General features: G+C 68.9%; 17 protein-coding genes and 1 tRNA gene. 4 read left to right on the top strand and 14 right to left on the bottom strand.

Features of this window, described 5'->3' with window-relative positions; all coding sequences use genetic code 11:
- The first annotated feature begins 189 nt into the window (after positions 1–189).
- Both ABD225_RS01275 and ABD225_RS01270 read left to right on the top strand, forming a co-directional pair.
- Positions 190–1293, top strand: a complete 1104-nt coding sequence (locus tag ABD225_RS01275) for an NADH-quinone oxidoreductase subunit D (RefSeq protein WP_344080674.1) — start codon at positions 190–192, stop codon at positions 1291–1293.
- 8 nt (positions 1294–1301) lie between these two features.
- Complete coding sequence (locus ABD225_RS01270; RefSeq protein ID WP_344080093.1) at positions 1302–1814, top strand: DinB family protein; 513 nt, start codon at positions 1302–1304, stop codon at positions 1812–1814.
- Between the two features lie 198 nt (positions 1815–2012).
- Here ABD225_RS01270 and ABD225_RS01265 read toward each other — a convergent pair whose 3' ends face one another.
- The 10 genes from ABD225_RS01265 to ABD225_RS01220 form a co-directional block, all read right to left on the bottom strand.
- A complete protein-coding gene (locus tag ABD225_RS01265; RefSeq protein ID WP_344080090.1) occupies positions 2013–2477 on the bottom strand; it encodes a DUF3180 domain-containing protein in 465 nt (154 codons plus the stop codon).
- Between the two features lie 82 nt (positions 2478–2559).
- Entirely contained in the window at positions 2560–3453 is an 894-nt protein-coding gene (folK, locus tag ABD225_RS01260; protein WP_344080087.1) for a 2-amino-4-hydroxy-6-hydroxymethyldihydropteridine diphosphokinase, read from the bottom strand.
- Positions 3450–4256, bottom strand: a complete 807-nt coding sequence (gene folP / locus ABD225_RS01255; protein WP_344080671.1) for a dihydropteroate synthase — start codon at positions 4254–4256, stop codon at positions 3450–3452. Before folP ends, folK begins: the two co-directional genes overlap by 4 nt.
- A 14-nt stretch (positions 4257–4270) precedes the next feature.
- Complete coding sequence (folE, locus tag ABD225_RS01250) at positions 4271–4861, bottom strand: GTP cyclohydrolase I FolE (protein WP_344080084.1); 591 nt, start codon at positions 4859–4861, stop codon at positions 4271–4273.
- 13 nt (positions 4862–4874) lie between these two features.
- Positions 4875–6932: an ATP-dependent zinc metalloprotease FtsH gene (ftsH, locus tag ABD225_RS01245; RefSeq protein ID WP_344080668.1), complete on the bottom strand. Its 2058-nt coding sequence runs from the start codon at positions 6930–6932 to the stop codon at positions 4875–4877.
- A 239-nt stretch (positions 6933–7171) separates the two neighbouring features.
- Positions 7172–7723: a hypoxanthine phosphoribosyltransferase gene (gene hpt / locus ABD225_RS01240; RefSeq protein ID WP_344080081.1), complete on the bottom strand. Its 552-nt coding sequence runs from the start codon at positions 7721–7723 to the stop codon at positions 7172–7174.
- Between the two features lie 5 nt (positions 7724–7728).
- The gene (gene tilS, locus ABD225_RS01235) at positions 7729–8703 is read right to left on the bottom strand and encodes a tRNA lysidine(34) synthetase TilS (protein WP_344080078.1); all 975 of its coding nucleotides are present in this window, start codon (positions 8701–8703) and stop codon (positions 7729–7731) included.
- Between the two features lie 110 nt (positions 8704–8813).
- Positions 8814–9935, bottom strand: coding sequence for a zinc-dependent metalloprotease (locus ABD225_RS01230; RefSeq protein ID WP_344080075.1), 1122 nt, complete (start codon positions 9933–9935; stop codon positions 8814–8816).
- Positions 9936–9961: 26 nt separating this feature from the next.
- Positions 9962–10387, bottom strand: a complete 426-nt coding sequence (locus ABD225_RS01225; RefSeq protein WP_344080072.1) for a D-alanyl-D-alanine carboxypeptidase — start codon at positions 10385–10387, stop codon at positions 9962–9964.
- A complete protein-coding gene (locus ABD225_RS01220) occupies positions 10384–11460 on the bottom strand; it encodes a D-alanyl-D-alanine carboxypeptidase (protein WP_344080069.1) in 1077 nt (358 codons plus the stop codon). Before ABD225_RS01220 ends, ABD225_RS01225 begins: the two co-directional genes overlap by 4 nt.
- 47 nt (positions 11461–11507) lie before the next feature.
- Between ABD225_RS01220 and ABD225_RS01215 the strand changes: the two genes are divergently transcribed.
- Positions 11508–12134, top strand: a complete 627-nt coding sequence (locus ABD225_RS01215) for an inorganic diphosphatase (RefSeq protein ID WP_344080066.1) — start codon at positions 11508–11510, stop codon at positions 12132–12134.
- 22 nt (positions 12135–12156) lie between these two features.
- On the opposite strand, the gene ABD225_RS01210 is transcribed toward ABD225_RS01215, so the two are convergent.
- The 3 genes from ABD225_RS01210 to ABD225_RS01200 form a co-directional block, all read right to left on the bottom strand.
- Positions 12157–13590, bottom strand: a complete 1434-nt coding sequence (locus ABD225_RS01210; protein ID WP_344080063.1) for a C40 family peptidase — start codon at positions 13588–13590, stop codon at positions 12157–12159.
- A gap of 250 nt (positions 13591–13840) precedes the next feature.
- Entirely contained in the window at positions 13841–14614 is a 774-nt protein-coding gene (locus ABD225_RS01205; RefSeq protein ID WP_344080060.1) for an SDR family oxidoreductase, read from the bottom strand.
- Positions 14615–14957: 343 nt separating this feature from the next.
- On the bottom strand, positions 14958–15725 hold the full coding sequence (locus tag ABD225_RS01200; RefSeq protein WP_344080057.1) for a hypothetical protein: 768 nt from the start codon (positions 15723–15725) through the stop codon (positions 14958–14960).
- Between the two features lie 89 nt (positions 15726–15814).
- On the opposite strand from ABD225_RS01200, the gene ABD225_RS01195 reads away from it, so the two are divergent.
- Positions 15815–15888: transfer RNA gene (locus ABD225_RS01195), tRNA-Thr, on the top strand.
- Positions 15889–15947: 59 nt separating this feature from the next.
- Here ABD225_RS01195 and ABD225_RS01190 read toward each other — a convergent pair.
- The gene (locus ABD225_RS01190; RefSeq protein ID WP_344080055.1) at positions 15948–17507 is read right to left on the bottom strand and encodes an alpha/beta hydrolase; all 1560 of its coding nucleotides are present in this window, start codon (positions 17505–17507) and stop codon (positions 15948–15950) included.
- Between the last annotated feature and the right edge of the window lie 97 nt (positions 17508–17604).

Genomic DNA, 17604 nt, shown 5'->3' with positions numbered 1-17604 from the left:
ATGCGCCAGAGCCTGCTTTAGAGCAGGGGGTAAGCGCAGACTTCCCGCCCCGAGCCCGCCCGCGTCCACGACCGAGGCTGGCTCCGCGACGATCGGCAGGTCGCGCCATAGAGTGGCCGGGTGAGCACGACACCGGCCCCGACGGAACTGACGGTCGGGGTGGGCGCGGGCGGCCTGGCCACGGCCGACATGGTCCTCAATATCGGCCCACAGCATCCTGCGACGCATGGCGTCTTGCGGCTGAAGATCGTCGTTGACGGCGAGCGGATCATCTCGGCCGACCCGATCATCGGCTACATGCACCGAGGGGCCGAGAAGCTTTTCGAGGTCCGCGACTACCGCCAAATCATCGTGCTGGCGAACCGGCACGACTGGCTCTCGGCGTTCAGCAACGAACTCGGCGTGGTGCTTGGGGTCGAGTCGATGCTCGGCATGGAAGTGCCCGTGCGCGCCGTGTGGGCCCGCACTCTGCTTGCCGAGTTGAACCGGGTGCTCAACCACCTGATGTTCCTTGGGTCCTACCCGCTCGAACTCGGCGCGATCACTCCGGTCTTCTACGCCTTCCGCGAGCGCGAGGAACTCCAGCAGGTCATGGAGGAGATCTCCGGCGGCCGGATGCACTACATGTTCAATCGCGTCGGCGGCCTGAAAGACGATCTGCCCCAAGGCTGGCTGGGCCGCGTCGAGGACGCGATCGCGGCGGTGCGGGGGCGTATGCCGGACCTTGAGTCGCTCATCGTCGGCAACGAGATCCTCGCCGCGCGCACCCGCGGCGTCGGAGTCCTCCCCCCTGCGCTCGCGCATGCTTATGGCGTGTCCGGGCCCATCGCCCGGGCCAGCGGGGTCGATGTGGACCTGCGGCGGGACGCCCCCTATCTGGCATACGACGAGCTCTTTGCCGACGGCGGTCCCGGGCGGGTCGTCCTCCGCTCCGCGGGAGACTGCCAGGCCCGGCTGGAGGTGCTGTTGGAGCAGACGCACGTGAGTCTCGACCTCGCCCAGGCCTGCGTCGAGCGGCTCGGAACGCTGCCGCGCGGGCCCGTCAATGTGAAACTGCCCAAGGTGCTCAAGGTGCCCGAGGGCGAGCTATATACCGCGACCGAGAACCCGCTTGGCTTCAATGGCTACTACCTCGTCTCCACCGGCGAGAAGACGCCGCATCGGCTGAAGTTGCGCTCGGCGTCCTTCAACAACGTCCAGGTGCTCTCGCAGATTCTGCCCGGCTGTCTGATCGCGGATATGGTCGCGATCCTCGGCTCGATGTTCTTCGTCGTCGGCGACGTCGACAAGTGAGTGGCCCGATGGGGGCTTTCGATCCGCAGATCTGGCACGCACCGGCGCCCGAGCAATTGTGGGCTTTCATCGACGACCACCGCGCCCTGCTCGCCGGTTGCCTCGACAGGCTGAGTGAGGCCGAGGCTCGGGCCCGCTTGGTGCCGTCCAAGACCACCCTGCTTGGGTTGGTCAAGCACGCGACCTTCGTCGAGCAGGTGTGGTTCGACGAGGCGATCACCGGTCGGCCGCGGCCCGAGATCGGCATACCCGAGGACGTGGACGCATCCTTCGACCTGGCACCAGGCGACACCATCGCCTCGGTGCAGGAGGCGTATGCCGCTGCGCTCATCTCCTCCCGGGCCCGCGTCGCCGGCTTGGGCCTCGATGACATCGTCACCGGCAACCGGCGCGGCCCGCTGCCCCTGCGCTTCGTGCTGCTGCATGTCCTGCGCGAACTGGCCCAGCACTGCGGCCACGCCGACATCCTGCGCGAGCAACTCCTCGCGGCCCGGCAGGGCGCAGAAGTCAGCGCACGGTAGTTGAATGCGCACAGCTTGCACGGTGTGCGGATTCGACTAACTGCTGCTAGGACACCCCACGAAGTTCGCCCACGCAGTGCGTGGGACCCACGCTCGTACCGCCCACGCAGAGCGTGGGACCCAGCTCCGATACTTCGCGGGGACCCCGTCCGGGAGTTTCGCAACAGGGCCTGGCAGAGGTTAGGAAGCCCGCCGGCCTCACGACGCGTCGTCGCGTTCGCGCGGGGGGATGCGGCACCAGGATTGGGCGAGCAGGCCGGCGAGGAGGAGCCAGGCGGAGGCGCCGAGGCCAAGGGCGTAGCCGCGCAACAGGCGCTGGGCGGCCTTGAGGTCCCAGTCCGGGGCGAGGCCGAGAGCCTGGCCGGCATACAACCCGATCAGGGCGGCACCGGTTAGGGCGGCCGCTTGGGCGAGGGCCAGGGTGCGCGCGGCGCGGATGGCGTTCAGGTCGGCCTTGCGGCCGCGCAGGTAGCCGCGCACCGCCCAGCCGAACCACAACACGACGATGCCGAGGATCGCGATCAGGATCACGGCCGCCATGGGCACGCGCGGCGGGAAGGTACCGCTTTGCATCAGCCGGCGCGTGAGCAGCGCAACCAGCCCCGCCACGAAGAGCGCAAACCCGGCCGGAATATGCCAGCGCAGACCGCGCCCGCCGGTCATCTGGGCACCCCCGCAGATAGCGCCCGCCGCTCACCCGAGCCCCCGGGCAACCCAACGACCCCCGGCACCCGATCCCGACCGGTCACCCGAGCACCCCGGCATACGGCCGGACACCGGAGGAGTCGACGCTCGTCACGAGCGCGGCGAGGGGCACGATGTCCGCCCCGACGCGCACCCGCGCGCGCGGATCGGCGTCCAGCCACGGGAGCAGCACGAAGGCCCGTTCGACGGCCCGCGGGTGCGGCAGCAGCAGGGCGGGGTCGTCGCTGCGGACCTCGTCACGCTCACCGGGGCTGCCGTACTGGATCAGGTCGAGGTCCAGCGTGCGCTCACCCCAGCGCACGGCGCGCGTGCGGCCGTGTCGGGCCTCGATCCGGTGCAGGGTCGACAGCACGTCATATGGCGCCAGGTCGGTGCGCGCACGGATAACGGCATTGAGGTAGTCGCCCTGCTCGGGCCCGCCCACCGGATCGGTCTCGACCGGGCGGGAGACGGCGAGCACCCGCAGACCCGGCACCCCCCGCAATTCGCTGACCGCGGCGCGCAGCGTCGCCTCGCGGTCCCCGAGATTGCTCCCCAGCGCGATCACGACCTCGGCGCTGCGGGCCCGGGTAACGGTAACGCTGACATCGGAGAAGGTATGCGCAATGGGCGCCCCGGGCTTGTGCACCGTCACCTCCGCGTGGGCGACCCCGTCGAGGGTCAGGCAGTCCCCCGCGATGGCCTCGGCGAGTGCCTCGATCAGGTCGTATGACGGTCCGGTAATCCGCGCGATCGCCACCTCCGCGACCTGCGCGTAATTAAGCGTGTCGTCCAGGTCGTCGGTGCGCCCGGCCAGCCGGTGATCCACCGACAGCACGATGTCGACGATGAACTCTTGACCTTCGCGCTTCTCGTGCTCGAAGACCCCGTGATATCCGGTGGCGCGCAGGCCGGTCAAGGTGATGCGATCCGCGGGCCGCGACAAACTCCTCACATCGACTCCTCAGAAGGGCCGTGCCAGGCCGCCCACACATCGAGCGCGTCGATCGTGCCGGGCACATCGTGCACGCGGACGGCCCAAACCCCGGCGTCGGCAGCATACGCACTGGTCACGGCAGTCGCCGTGTCGCGGGCCAGCGGCACCCGTGCCGGCTGCGCACCCCGACCGACCAGTCCAAGGAAATGCTTCCGGGAGGTCCCGAGGAGCACGCGATGACCCAGGCCGATGATGCCGTCCAAGCCGCGCAGCACGGCCCAATTGTGCTCGGGTGATTTAGCGAAGCCGAGTCCCGGGTCGAGCACGATGCGCGCCTGGTCCACACCGGCCGAGGTCAGCGCCGCAACCCGCTCGAGCAATTCATCCCGCACTTGCGCGACGACATCGTCATAGACCGCTCGCGACTGCATATCGGCGCTGTGACCTCGCCAATGCATCGCCACAAAATCGGCGCCGCTGCCCGCCACAACGCCCGCCATCTCGGGATCAGCGAGGCCGCCGGAGACATCATTGACGACCCGAGCGCCGACCGCGAGCGCCTGCGCCGCCACCTCGGCGCGCATCGTGTCCACGGACACCGCGAGCCCTTCCGCGGCGAGCGCGGAGACGACTGGCACCACCCGGCGCAGTTCCTCCGCCGCATCGGGCCGCTGGGCACCCGGACGCGTCGACTCGCCGCCCACATCGATCAGGTCCGCACCCTCGGCGGCCAGCTTACGGCCGTGCGCGACCGCCGCCCCCGCGTCAAACCAGGCACCGCCGTCGGAGAAGGAATCGGGCGTCACATTGACCACGCCCATGACGAGCGGGCGGGTCACCGATTCCCGCTCACCAACAGTGACATCGCCTCGGCGCGGGTGGTGGCGCTGCGCGCCAGGATGCCACGGACCGCCGAGGTGATCGTGCTGGCGCCGGGCTTGCGGATGCCGCGCATCGACATACACAGATGCTCGGCCTCGACGACGACGATGCACCCCAAAACATCGAGGTGCTCCACGAGCGCGTCGGCGATCTGGCCGGTCATCCGCTCCTGGACCTGGGGCCGCCGGGCATAGATATCCACCAGCCGGGCCAGCTTGGACAAGCCGGTCACCACGCCACCTTGCGGCAGGTAGCCGATGTGCGCGACGCCATGGAAGGGAAGCAAGTGGTGCTCGCAGGTGCTGTACATCTCGATATCGCGCACGATCACCAATTCCTGGTGATCGACGGCGAACTTCTTGGCCAAGACCTCGGCCGGGTCCGCGTGCAGACCCGCAAAGCTCTCGGCATACGCCCGGGCAACGCGCGCTGGCGTGTCCTGCAGACCGTCGCGATCAGGGTCCTCGCCGATGGCGAGCAGGATCTCGCGAACCGCCGCTTCGATGCGGGGACCGTCGACCGGCGCCGGGGACAAGTCAGTCATGGACAGCCCCGCATCAGAGGTGGCCGTCAGGGTTGACCGGAGCGTCCTCGGGCGTCTCGATGACCTGCGTCGTGGGGCCGTCCTGGGCGTAGGGCGAGGCGCCGACCTGGGCTGCCCGGTCGATGGCGGCCTCCGTCGCGCGATCGCCGGCAACCGGCACGGCGCCCGCCGGCGCCCCAGAGCCGTTGAGGGCAGCCTGTTCGGCGGGGGTGAGCACGGGCGGCTTGTCGGAGAGCAAGCGGTGTTCAGAGGAGAGCCAGGTCGGGCGCATCGGTCGCTTGCGGACATCGCGGAAGACTTCGGCGATCTCCTTGGCGTTCAGCGTCTCACGCTCCAGCAACTCCAAGACCAGCCGGTCCAGGACGTCCCGGTTGTCATTCAGCGCGTGCCACGCCTCGTCATGCGCGGCCTCGATCAGCCGGCGCACCTCTTCGTCGACGATGCCGGCGACATGCTCGGAGTAGTCGCGCTGGTGGCCGTAGTCGCGGCCGAGGAAGACCTCGCCCTGGCTCTGGCCGAGCTTGATGGCGCCGACTCGCTCCGACATGCCGTATTCGGTGACCATCTTGCGGGCCATCGCCGTGGCCTTCTCGATGTCATTCGCGGCGCCCGTCGTCGGGTCGTGGAAGATGATCTCTTCGGCCACGCGGCCACCGAGGGCGTAGGCCAGCTGGTCGAGGATCTCGTTGCGGGTGGTGCTGTATTTGTCGTCGCTCGGCAGCACCATGGTGTAGCCGAGGGCGCGCCCGCGCGGCAGGATCGTCACCTTGCTGACCGGATCGGTGTGGTTCATCGCCGCGGCCACCAGAGCGTGCCCGCCCTCGTGGTAAGCCGTGATCTTGCGCTCCTTGGCGCTCATGATCCGGGTGCGCTTCTGCGGGCCGGCCATCACCCGGTCGATCGCCTCATCGAGCGTGGCGTCGGTGATCAGGTGACCGGAGGAGCGCGCCGTGAGCAGCGCCGCCTCGTTCAGGACATTGGCCAGGTCAGCGCCGGTGAAACCGGGCGTGCGGCGGGCCACGGCGAGCAGGTCGACGCCGGGAGCCATGGGCTTGCCCTGGGCGTGCACCTCGAGAATGCGGTGGCGGCCGATCATGTCCGGCGCCTCGACCGCGATCTGCCGGTCGAAGCGGCCCGGGCGCAGCAGCGCCGGGTCAAGGATGTCGGGCCGGTTGGTCGCCGCGATGAGGATGACATTGGTCTTGACGTCGAAGCCGTCCATCTCGACCAGCAACTGGTTCAGGGTCTGCTCGCGCTCGTCGTGGCCACCGCCGAGGCCGGCGCCCCGGTGGCGACCGACGGCGTCGATCTCGTCGACGAAGACGATCGCCGGGGCGTTGGCCTTAGCCTGCTCGAAGAGGTCGCGGACCCGCGAGGCACCGACACCGACGAACATCTCGACGAAGTCGGAACCCGAAATCGAATAGAAGGGCACTCCGGCCTCGCCGGCCACCGCGCGGGCGAGCAGCGTCTTGCCGGTGCCGGGCGGGCCATACAGCAGCACGCCCTTGGGGATCTTGGCCCCGACGGCGAGGAACTTCGCCGGCTCCGCGAGGAACTCCTTGATCTCGTGCAATTCCTCGACGGCCTCATCGGCGCCGGCGACATCGGCGAAGGTGACCTTCGGGGTGTCCTTGGTGGCGAGCTTGGCCTTTGACTTGCCGAACTGCATAACGCGGGACCCGCCGCCCTGCATCTGGCTCATCATGAACCAGAACAGGCCGATGAGAATGATCAGCGGCAGCAGCGAGAAGAGCAGCGATCCGAGCACGCTAGGGTGCTCGATGGTGTCGTTGTATGCCGTGGGCACCTTCTCATCGACCAGCTTCACCAGTCCCTCGGCCCGGGCGTCGATGAACTCGGTGCGCACCTTGGTCGCGTCGCGGACGCCGGCCGTGGAGTAGGTCTGACCGTCCTTGAGCGTCAGGTCGAGGACGTTCTCGCTGGAGAAGCGCGCCTCGGCGACCTTGCCCTCATTGATCAAGGTGGTCGCGGCGGAGGTGTCGATCCGGGAATACCCACCATCGCCGTTCATGGAGAACATGACGACCATCAAGGTGAGCAGGGCCATGACCCACAACAACGGGTTGCGGGCCAGCCGTTTGGCGTTGGAGGACTTCGTGTTGGCCAAGAGGCCGGGCTCCTTGCGGTGCTCGGTGGCGCTGTCGGGCGCCGACCGGTAACGGACGGATCGTGTTGGACGAAACTACACCGGCACACGAGAGCGCGCCGACGGGTGGTCGAGTCCGTTCATGCCAACGCACGAACGGCGCGCCATTGTTCCGCGCCTGCCGTCAATCCATCAGGTGATCAGGAGTAGACGTGCGGGGCGAGCGTGCCGACGACCCGCAGGTTGCGGTATTGCTCGTCGAAGTCCAGGCCATAGCCCACGACGAACTCATTGGGGATGTCGAAGCCGACCCAGCGGCAGTCGATCTGGACCTTGGCCGCCTCGGGCTTGCGCAGCAGGGTGCAGATCTCAACCGACTTTGGCCCGCGCGATTCGAGGTTGGCCCGAATCCAGGACAGCGTCAGGCCCGAGTCGATGATGTCCTCGACGATGACGACATGCCGGCCGGTGATATCGGTGTCGAGGTCCTTCAAGATGCGCACGACACCGGAGGATTTGGTGCCCGAGCCATAGGAACTGACCGCCATCCAGTCCATCGGCGCGCTGCCTGGCAGGGCGCGCATCAGGTCGGCCATCACCAGCACCGCACCCTTGAGCACCCCCACCAGGAGAAACTCCTCGCCGGCATAGTGGTCCCAGATCTCCTGCGCCAGCTCGGCCAGCCGCGCGTGGATCTCCTCCTCGGTGACCAGCACGCGCTCCAGATCTTTGCCCATGTGCTCCGCATCCACGGGCTTTAGTTAACCCCATAGCGCTCGACGCGCACGACCTCGCCGGTCGATCGGACGAGCAAGCCGCCGGGGACGTGGATCGGTCCTTGGCCGTGCCAGGCGGTCACCAGCCGGTCGCATTCGTCGGTATGCCGTGAGCTCACCTGCCCCGCTGGCGCCCCCGCCGCGATCAGCAGCCGTCGCCACAGCCGGGTCCGGATGGGGTCGGGGTATGCCGTGAGCTTCCCCACCGACCACGGCGGCGCCCCCAGATGGCGGGCCGCGTCATCGGCCTGCTTATCGAGCAGGTCGGCGTCGGCGCGAACCTGCTCGGCGGTGCGGGCCAAGGCATCCCGGATGCCCGGCCCGAGGTCCGACTCCAAGTCCCGCAGTGCGCGCCGGACCCGGACGCGCGTGAAGGCGTCATCGTCATTGTGCGGGTCGCGCCACGGGGTCAGATCCAGTTCAGCGCAGGACGCCTCAGTCTGCTCCCGGGTGATCTGCAGCAGCGGGCGCCGCACCTGGCCGCGGCGCGGCGGAATGCCGGCGAGCGAGCGCACGCCGGAGCCGCGCACGAGCCCGAGCAAGACCTGTTCGGCCTGGTCATCACGGGTATGCCCGAGCAGCACCGCCGCCGCCCCGTGCCGGTCGGCCGACGCCGCTAGCGCCTGATAGCGCACCCGGCGGGCCGCCGCTTCGGGCCCCTCCCGGCTGTCGCCGGCCACCTCGACGGGCACGACCTCGACGGGATCGAGGCCGAGGCCACGGCATACCTCGGCCGCGGCAGCGGCGACCTGAGCCGAGCCCGCCTGCAGGCCGTGATCGACGCACACCGCCCCAGCGCGCAGGTTCTGGCGCTGCGCGACCCAGGCGAGCGCGGCGGCGAGCGCGAGGGAGTCAGCGCCGCCGGACACCCCGGCCAGCACAGACGAGCCATCCGGAAGATCATCGAGCGCGGCCCGGACGGCGCCGCGCACCGCCATACTCGCCGGCTCTTTCATGGCCCGAGACTAAAGGCAGAGTCAGCGTCGTCGTCCACGTCGGCGGCGGACTCGGCCTGGTGCGGCGGCCGCGACGCCGGCTGTGGGAGAAAACCTGGAAGTGGGCGCTGTCAGCCGTGGACGCGGCGGACCCAGGCGGCGGGGTCGAGGATCTCGGCCGGCAAGGGCAGCGTCTCCGGGGAGGTCCACACGGCATTGAAGCCGTCGACGCCGATCTGGTCCATGACGCCACGAACAAAGCTGGCCCCGTCGCGATATTGCGCCATCTTGGCCTCCAGGCCGAGCAGCCGGCGCAGCAATTTGTCCGCGGCTCCGGCGCCCTTGCGGCGCTCGGTGAACTTGGCGCGAATCTCCGTGACGCTCGGAATGACCTTCGGACCGACATCGTCCATGACGACATCGGCGTGGCCCTCGAGCAGGCTCATGATCGCCGTGACCTCGGCGATCTTGGCCCGCTGCTCGGGGGTCGCGAAAAGCTCGGCGAGTCCGCCGCCGCCGCTGCCGAGGGCCTCGGGCAACCGCTTGAGGACCTGTTGCATCCGCTCGGCGAGTTCGCTCGGGGTCGGGGTGAGCTCGCCGGCGAGGGTGGTGGCGCGGTGGATCATGTGCTCGCGCAACCACGGAACAGCGGTGAACTGGATCCGGTGCGTCTCCTCGTGCATACACACCCAGGCCCGGAAGTCGGCGGCGTCGACCTCCAACTCGCGCTCGACGTGCACCAGGTTCGGGGCGACGAGCAGCAGGCGCGGCGTGCCCTGGGGCGCGAGGTCGTACTGCCCGAGAACTTTGCTCGCCATGAACGCCATCAGCGCACCGGACTCGGCGCCGGTGATCTTCGCCCCAACCCCCATGCCAGGAGCCGTGGCACTCATCTTGCGGTCGGCAGCGACCTTGGCAAAGACCGGCGTCATGAGCGCTGCCATCGAGTCAATATTGAGCTCGATCCACCGCGGTCGATCCACGACGAGGGCGGGGGGCGCCATACCCGGGGCATCCATCCGGGAGGTCTCGGCGACCGGTGCCTGGGCGTCCGCCGCGGCCTGCCGGATGGCTGCGACGATGTCCGCAGCTTCGGCGGCGCTGACGGCCGGACCGGCGGACACCAGACGGCGCCCGGTGGCCTTGGCGAACTCCCAGTCGACGAAACTTTTGCCCTCGCCCGCTTCCGTGGGAATGGGCTCCTGGCCCCTGGACTCGCTCGGCGAGACGGCATCCTGCGGGTGGTCGGTCATGTCGGCTGCCCTCTCGTGCCTGGCGCTCATCGGCACCCACACGCTGTGAGCACCGCAATGGCCCTGTCCAACGCGCCTCGGGCGGCCAGTGTTCCACTGGAGGCGGGCACCCGGTCCGCGACGACGACGAACATCAGCTGGCGGTCGTCGGCGTCCACGGTCGTCCCGACCAGCGAGGAGACCCCCGTCAAAGTGCCGGTCTTTGCGCGAACGATCCCGGCAGCGTCATGGGCCGGGCCAGTCAGGAAACGATCGTGCAAAGTGCCGTCTAGGCCGGCCACCGGCAGCCGCGCCAGCGCCTCGCCCAGCCCGGGCAGTTTGCCGCTCAAGCCGGCGGCGGTCACCTCCCCCAGCAGGTCAACCGTGGTGCTCTGGCCCGCGCTCAGGCCGGAGGTGTCTTTCAAGGTGGTCGCCGAGGTGTCGAAGCCGAGCGTGGCGAGCCGGTCCGTCACGAAGCGAGCATTGCCGGAGAACGAGCCATCGCCGCCCGCCTGGAGGCTGCCTGCCGGGCGAGATTTTCTGTCAGGGCGTTGTCGCTCTCATCCAAGGCCAGGGCCAGGACGTCCTGGTATGCCGCCGAACGCACCTCCCCAAGCAGCGTCGCCTCCGCTGGAACCGGCTCGGCGCGGGTCGCCGGGTCGTCCGTGACCGTCACCGCGGGCCCGCTGGCCCCGAAGGCCGTCGTCAGCTCGCCGGCGAAGGCCTTGAGCACGGCAGCCGCTGGGTCAATTGGCGAGGGCACATAGGGCTTGGGGCGATCCTTCGCCAAGCCGATCATCGCGACGCTCTGCGTGAACCCCAGCGCCACATCGCCCGGAGCCCAGCCCGGAGGGTATGCCGGGGTGTCCGGATAGCCGGGCCCCGCTGCATAGGTCATGTCCAGGCGAAGCGTGACCTTCGAGGGCGTGCCGGCTGGCAACCCGGTTGCGACCTGCTCGGCCAGATCGGCCAAACCGGCGTGGCCCGCGACCGCCTCCGGGTCACCCTTGCCCTCGGCGAGCAGGGTGTCGCCGCCCGCGACGAGGACGAGTTCGCCCGGCGCTTCGAGACGAACACTCGTCGACATCGTCTCGTGGGGGTCGAGTTCGCTGGTGATCGCCGCGGCGGCCAAGATTTTCTGCGCCGAGGCGACTACGCGGGGGGTGGCGCCGTCGCGGGCATACAACGCCTTCCCGGTCGCGACATCGCGCACGCTCACCCCGAGCGAATTCCCGAGGGCGGGGTCAGCGAAGGCCGCGTCGAGCGCGGCCTTGAGCTTGCTCTGGCTCGGCTCGGGAGCATCCGCAGCCATGGGCGCCAACAACGGCAGGGCCGAGGCGGGGCTTGGAAGAGGCACCGGCGTCGGGCTCGGCCCGGGCGTCGTCGGGGCCGGCAGCGGCGTCGGCCGGTCGAGGGTGAGGATGCCAGGCACACGGTCATACACATCCGCGGTGGCGTAACCACCCAGGGCGAGCACGGCCGCGACAAGGCCGATGATCGGTTTGCGCACCTCGCCGCCCCCTCCCGTGCGCCGGGGGCGCGCCATACGGAACACTGTCCCCCGGAGACTAGTTCATTGACGAAGGAGGAGCCGTGGAGTTCGACGTGACCGTGGAGATCCCGAAGGGTGCCCGCAACAAGTACGAAGTCGACCATGAGACCGGGCGGATCCGGCTCGACCGGCTGCTGTTCACGTCGATGGCCTATCCGGCCGATTATGGCTATGTCGAGGACTCGCTCGGCGAGGACGGCGACCCGCTCGATGCGCTCATCCTGCTCGCCGAGCCGACGTGGCCCGGCTGCCTGGTGCGAGCCCGGCCGATCGGGATGTTCCGGATGAAGGATGAGGCCGGCGGCGACGACAAGCTGCTCTGTGTCCCGGCCGGTGACCCCCGGCAGAACCACATCACCGAGTTGGAGCACGTCAGCAAGTTCGACGTCCTGGAGATCCAGCACTTTTTCGAGACCTATAAGGATCTCGAGCCCGGCAAGTCCGTCGAAGGGGCGCACTGGACCGGCCGCGAGGAGGCGGAGCAGACCGTCTTGGAGGCGATTCAGCGCGCCAAGGACGCCGGAATGACGACCGCCCGCTGGCGTATGCCGACCCACGAGTCGCGCTCGCAGGCTGACCCGGTCAGCTCCTCTGATCAGGCCCGCGAGGAATCAGCGCGCGTTGGGCGCAATCTCGCGACCAAGGAAAACCCGCTAACCGACGACTGAGCCAGGCGTGATGGCGGTCGGGTCAGCCGACCCGGCCGCCATACGGCAGCAGATCCGAGCGGTAGATCGAGGCATAGCGGACGTAGGCCCCGGTGTAGGGCGCTTCGATCATTTGGCCGCCGCCGACATACAAGCCCATATGGTGGCTGGTCGGGCCGGAGGAGCCGAAGAAGACCAGGTCCCCAGGGGCGAGTTGGTCGATGGAGACGCGCGAGGTCTCGGCCCACTGCGCGCCGGTGTAGTGCGAGAGATAGACCCCGGCCTGCCGCCACGCCATCATCGTCAACCCTGAACAGTCGAAGGTGTCCGGGCCCTCGGCGCCCCATTCGTAGGGCTTGCCGATTTGGGCCTGCGCGTAGGCGATGGCCGCCGCCGCGCCCGTGGCCGGAGGGGGCGGCGCGGGGGTCGAAGTGCTGGTCGATTTCGGCGTGGTGGTCGTTGAGGTCGGGGTGGTCGAGGTGCTCGTCGGGCGGGTCGTCGTCGACGTGCTGGTCGGGCGGGTCGTCGTGCTTGTCGACGTGGGCCTGGTCGAGGTGGAGGTCGACGTGGGCCGGGTGGTCGTGCTCGACGACGTCGGATGGGACGTGGAGGTGCCCGTGGGCGTCTGCGTCGTCGTGGAGCTGGAGGTATGTGTCGTCGGCGCGGGATCGGTGTCCGCCGGGGCGTTCTGCTCCGCCTGGGCCTCGGCCGCCTTGGCAATCGCGTCCAGGCGCTGCTTCTCCAATCGCGCGCTGGTGTCGCGCAAGGTCGCAAGACGCTGCGCGAGGCTGGTGCGCTGGGAGGAAAGGCGTGAGGCTTGCGCGTCGGCCATCGCGAGTTCGTCACGGGCGATCCGATCGGCACGGGCGGCCTTGTCCGATGCGGCCGCACGAGCGGTCTCGGCTGAAGCCGCTGCGCGTTCCAGGCTCTCCGCGGTGCCGCTGACCTGCAAAGCGTCGGTCAGACGGTCGTCCTGACGGGCGCCGACCAGTTCGAGGGCGCTGGCGCGGTCGATGAGTTCCTGGGGGTCGCCGGCATCGAGGATCGGCGCGAAGGTGGCGAGGGTGCCGCCTTGCTGATAGATGGCCGCCGCATAGGCGCGCAGGTCGGCACGCGCGCTCGTCGCCCCAGCGTGGGCCGCATTGGCGGCGCGGCGGGCCTCGGCTGCGGCGATGGTCGCCTGCTCAAGCTCCCACTTCGCGCCATTGGCCGCCTCGGCAAAGGCGGCAGCCCGCTGGCGCAGGCCGACGAGCGCGGCGGCGGCGGCGGCATACTGCTGATCTACCGCGGCGGCCTCCTGGCCGGCCATAGCGACATCGGCCTTCGCGTTGTCGACCTGCTCCTGGCTCGGGCCCTGGGGCTCGGCGTGGGCGGAGTATGCGGACCCCAGGACCAGCGCGCCGATGACGGCTCCCCCACCCAGCACCTGGGAGGCCCGAAGGCGGGCGCGCGGGCGCGTCGTCGGCCGGACGGGCATGGTTCTCGCTCCTGGGGGTGGGGCATTACGCGCCAGTCAGGGTACTGACGCCTGATACCACACGTCACATCCGTCACAGCAAACATCCTGCTGTGCCCTCACTACGGGCGCTGATCCGGAATGACACGGATGTTTTTTCGCAGCCCAGCGGCCAGGTGACCGACGGGATAACGAAGCAATAACGAATGCGCGCGGCCGCGTTGCGCGGGCAGGTCGTGCGGCGCCTTCGGCGGCCGGAAAGGCCCGCTGATCAGCCGGTTTGCCAGTCGATCGGGCCGCGATGGGTCTTGTGCTGGGCCGCCTGGGCGACCGGGCGGACCGTCAGCACATCGATATTGACGTGCTGCGGCAGGCCGACGACGAACTCCACGCAGGCTGCGACATCGTCGGCGACGAGCGGCCGGTCGACTCCGGCATACACGCTGGCGGCGCGCTCGGCGTCGCCGCCGAATCGGGTCAGCGCGAACCCATCGGTCGCCACCATGCCCGGGCGGATATCGGTGACCCGGATGTGGGTGCCGGACAACTCCAACCGCAGGGTTTCGGAGATGACGGAGGTCCCGTGCTTGGCCACGGCATACCCGGCGCCGCCTTCGTAGACAATCTCTCCCGCGGTCGAGCTGATGTCGATGATCGTGGCGCGCGGCGAGCGCCGCAGGAGCGGGAGCGCAGCCCGCACGATGTGCACGGTCCCGAGGACGTTGACCTCGAACATGGCGCGCCACTGCTCGTCATCGGCCTCGCTGATCGGCGCGAGCCCCAGCGCGCCGCCGGCGTTATTGATGACCACATCGAGCTGCGGGAGGTGTGCCAGCGCTGCAGACACCGCGTCGGCGTCGGCGACATCGAGGATCAGGGTCGAGGCGGCCGCGCCAATCCGGGCGGCGACCTGGGCCAGGGGCTCGAAGCGTCGGCCAGCAAGAATGACATCAAACCCCATGCCTGCCAGACGCTCGGCGCACGCGGCTCCGATGCCGGTGCCGCCGCCGGTGATGAGGGCACTCGGACGCTGGGCGGTGACCATGCCCAAGATCTTATGGCGCGGAGCGACCTGGACCATTTGCCCACAGAAAGCACCCGTATGACGTCAGTTCGTGCGACTGGACGGGGGGTTGCAGCGTGTGATTTGCTATGCGGGAAAACAGTAATTACTCAGTTCGAACGCGCTGAGTGGTCGAGATTACTCGACCGATTTGCGTCGAAAAGAGCCCTTGAGGCTCCCGGACAGGGTAGTTTCCCTCTACACATCGTCTGTGTGTCGACGCGAGGTGGGAGCCAATCCTTCGGGATTGTCCTCGAGGTTGCCGGACGATGAGGCGGGGGCGCCGGCCTGAGGCCCGCGCCCCCGCCAGCCTCTTTTGTCAGCACTAATCGCCATTGCGCATGTCGCTCGGCGTCATGCAGTCGTCGCCATCCGAGGTGCCGTACTCCATCTGGTTACTCACCCGGTGCTTGTACCAGCCAGAGCGGTAGGTGATCACGACGCTCTTCGCCCAGGCATGAGGCTGCGTGATCCGGACGGCGAAGGCGACCTGCTCGATGTCCTCGCCCGGCGGCAAGGTGACCGGGAGTCCGTGCGCGCGGTCCCATTGGATCATGGGATGGCCCTGGTCCTCGGGGGGCGGGAAGGTCGGCGCCGTGCCGACGAGCCTCCCGCCGTCGCCGACCTTCGTCATGGGCACGACGAAGACGCCGGTGATCTCCATCCCCGATGCCTCCGCGAATTCCGCGTGCAGGATTTCCAGGCCCTTCGGCGACCGGTTGCGCATAACCGCCTCGCCAACCGTGATCACCCGACCGACCGGCACGGTGCTCATGCAAATGCCGGCCCCACCGCCGCCGAACTCCAAGGGCCCCGAGTTGCGAGCGGGCATGAGCAAGGTGGTGCCGGGATATGCCGCCGCGCCCGCCACAACCGTCAGCGCGGCGAGCGGAGCGACGAAGCGCGTGCGAGGGCTCTTGGCTGACCACCAATCCTTGACCCGGCGGATCGGTCCCCGACGACCGGGCGGTGGTGGCACCGGGGTGAGGCGGCTCATTCCCGAGGCGCCCGACTGGCTGGGAAGGCTGCCATACGCCACCTCAATCGGCGTCCCCCGCGGGTCGCCGGGGACCGGCGACGGGCGCTTCGGCATACCCACTCCCCCCTCGGTCTGGGACGGCAATCGCGATTGGGCGCGCTGCTCGCTCTTACGTTATACTGCATGGGCGCCATCGGCGCATCGCCGCTTTAGCTCAGTCGGCCAGAGCGATTCACTCGTAATGAATAGGTCGTCGGTTCGATTCCGACAAGCGGCTCAGACGCAAAGCCCCCGAACTCCTTGGAGCGCGGGGGCTTTCGCTGTTGGTGACCGGCGTCAGCAGGACAGGCCGTCGGCGGGGACCTTGTCCTTGACGTAGTAGTCGTTGATGGCATTGTCGATACAGCTATTGGCCCGCATGTATGCCGTATGGCCGTCCCCGTCCATCGTCACCAGGACGCCGGAGGCGAGTTGGTCGGCGAGGCGGACGGCCCATTCGTAGGGCGTCGCCGGGTCGCGGGTCGTGCCGACAACGACGATCGGGCCCGAGCCGGAGGCGGTGATCTTCGCTGGCGTGTTTTGCGTCTGGATCGGCCAATATCCGCAGGTCAGACCGGACCAGGCGAGCAGTCGGCCAAAGAGCGGCGCCTGCTCGGCAGCCTTCTTCTCGCGGGCCTCATAGACCGCGACATCCTTGCTGTCTGGCGAATCGAGGCAGTTGACGGCATAGATGACCTGCATCATGTTGCCGGTATAGGAGCCGGAACTGTTGCGCTCGGCATACGCATCGGCGAGCTCCATCAGGCCGCTGCCGTCATTGCTGTCGACGACGGCGCGCAGGGCGTCGGTGAGCTGGGACCACATGCCCTGGTCGTACATCGCGGCGGCCACGCCATAGGACGCCCAGCCCTCGGTGAGCTTCGTGATGCGCGCGTCACCCGACACCGTCGCGGGGGTCTTGTCGAGGGTGGCGAGCAGCGCGGCCAACTTGGTCATGACCTGCTCGGTGCTCGACCCGAGCGGGCACTTGCCTTGGTCGACGCAATCGGCCGCCCACGCCTTGGTGGCCGTGTCGAAGCCGCGCGCCTGCCCGATCGCGACCTCCTCGGCGCTCAGATCGGGCGCGAGCGCACCATCGAGGACGAAACGGCCGACGCGGGCAGGGAAGAGGCCGGCATAGGTAGCCCCGAGATAGGTGCCATAGGACTTGCCGAGATAGTTCAGCTTCGCATCGCCGAGCACTGCTCGCAGGATGTCCATGTCCTTGGCCGCCTCGACGGTCGAGACGTGCCCCAGGAGCGCGCCGGCGTTCTTCTCGCAGGAGGCGCCGAAGTCTTTGGCGAGTTTGACGGCCTGGTCGCGCTCGGCCGCATCGTCAGGGGTCGGGTCCTGGCCGAGGAAGGTGTCCATCTGGGCGGGCTGGACGCACTCGATGGGGGCTGAGGATTGCACGCCGCGCGGGTCGAAGCCGACCACGTCATACGCCTTGCGCACCGGTGTGCCGACGATGAAGTCGGCATATTTTGCGTAGTCGACGCCGCTGCCGCCCGGCCCGCCAGGATTGACGACGAGCGAGCCGGCCTTGGCACCGGAACCGCGCTTTTCGACCTTCAGGACGCTGAGCTGGATGGTTGCGCCATCGGGCTTGCTGTAGTCGATCGGGACCGTGAGCTTGCCGCACTTGGGGCCGCCGCACTCGGTCCAGGTGATCTCTTGCGTGTAGAAGCGCTCCAGCGCCTGCTGGCCCTGCGGCACCTTCTCGCTCGTCGCGAGCGGGGTGCTCGTGACGCTGCTGCCCCGGTCGAACGGATTGGGCACCGAGCATCCGGTTGCGGCGAGCGCCACGACGGCCGCGCCGACGAGGGCGCGGCGGGCACGGGCGGGGCGCGGCGGCATACCCCGAAGTTAACGGACGAATCTTGGGCGACCCCGCGCGTCAGGTCGCACCGGGATAACGATGTGCCCGGGTTCGGTGACGATTCGGTATGACGCC

Source organism: Nostocoides veronense, assembly GCF_039531185.1.
GTDB lineage: Bacteria > Actinomycetota > Actinomycetes > Actinomycetales > Dermatophilaceae > Nostocoides_A > Nostocoides_A veronense.
Note: the sequence above shows the minus strand (reverse complement) of the source record. Positions and strands in the feature narration are given on the sequence as shown.

Coding starts and splice junctions, on each gene's coding strand:
- ABD225_RS01275 (WP_344080674.1), top strand. CDS start 190: ATGGTCCTCAATATCGGCCCACAGCATCCTGCGACGCATGGCGTCTTG.
- ABD225_RS01270 (WP_344080093.1), top strand. CDS start 1,302: ATGGGGGCTTTCGATCCGCAGATCTGGCACGCACCGGCGCCCGAGCAA.
- ABD225_RS01265 (WP_344080090.1), bottom strand. CDS start 2,477: ATGACCGGCGGGCGCGGTCTGCGCTGGCATATTCCGGCCGGGTTTGCG.
- folP (WP_344080671.1), bottom strand. CDS start 4,256: ATGGGCGTGGTCAATGTGACGCCCGATTCCTTCTCCGACGGCGGTGCC.
- folE (WP_344080084.1), bottom strand. CDS start 4,861: ATGACTGACTTGTCCCCGGCGCCGGTCGACGGTCCCCGCATCGAAGCG.
- ftsH (WP_344080668.1), bottom strand. CDS start 6,932: ATGGCCCTGCTCACCTTGATGGTCGTCATGTTCTCCATGAACGGCGAT.
- tilS (WP_344080078.1), bottom strand. CDS start 8,703: ATGAAAGAGCCGGCGAGTATGGCGGTGCGCGGCGCCGTCCGGGCCGCG.
- ABD225_RS01230 (WP_344080075.1), bottom strand. CDS start 9,935: ATGACCGACCACCCGCAGGATGCCGTCTCGCCGAGCGAGTCCAGGGGC.
- ABD225_RS01220 (WP_344080069.1), bottom strand. CDS start 11,460: ATGGCGCGCCCCCGGCGCACGGGAGGGGGCGGCGAGGTGCGCAAACCG.
- ABD225_RS01210 (WP_344080063.1), bottom strand. CDS start 13,590: ATGCCCGTCCGGCCGACGACGCGCCCGCGCGCCCGCCTTCGGGCCTCC.
- ABD225_RS01205 (WP_344080060.1), bottom strand. CDS start 14,614: ATGGTCACCGCCCAGCGTCCGAGTGCCCTCATCACCGGCGGCGGCACC.
- ABD225_RS01200 (WP_344080057.1), bottom strand. CDS start 15,725: ATGCCGAAGCGCCCGTCGCCGGTCCCCGGCGACCCGCGGGGGACGCCG.
- ABD225_RS01190 (WP_344080055.1), bottom strand. CDS start 17,507: ATGCCGCCGCGCCCCGCCCGTGCCCGCCGCGCCCTCGTCGGCGCGGCC.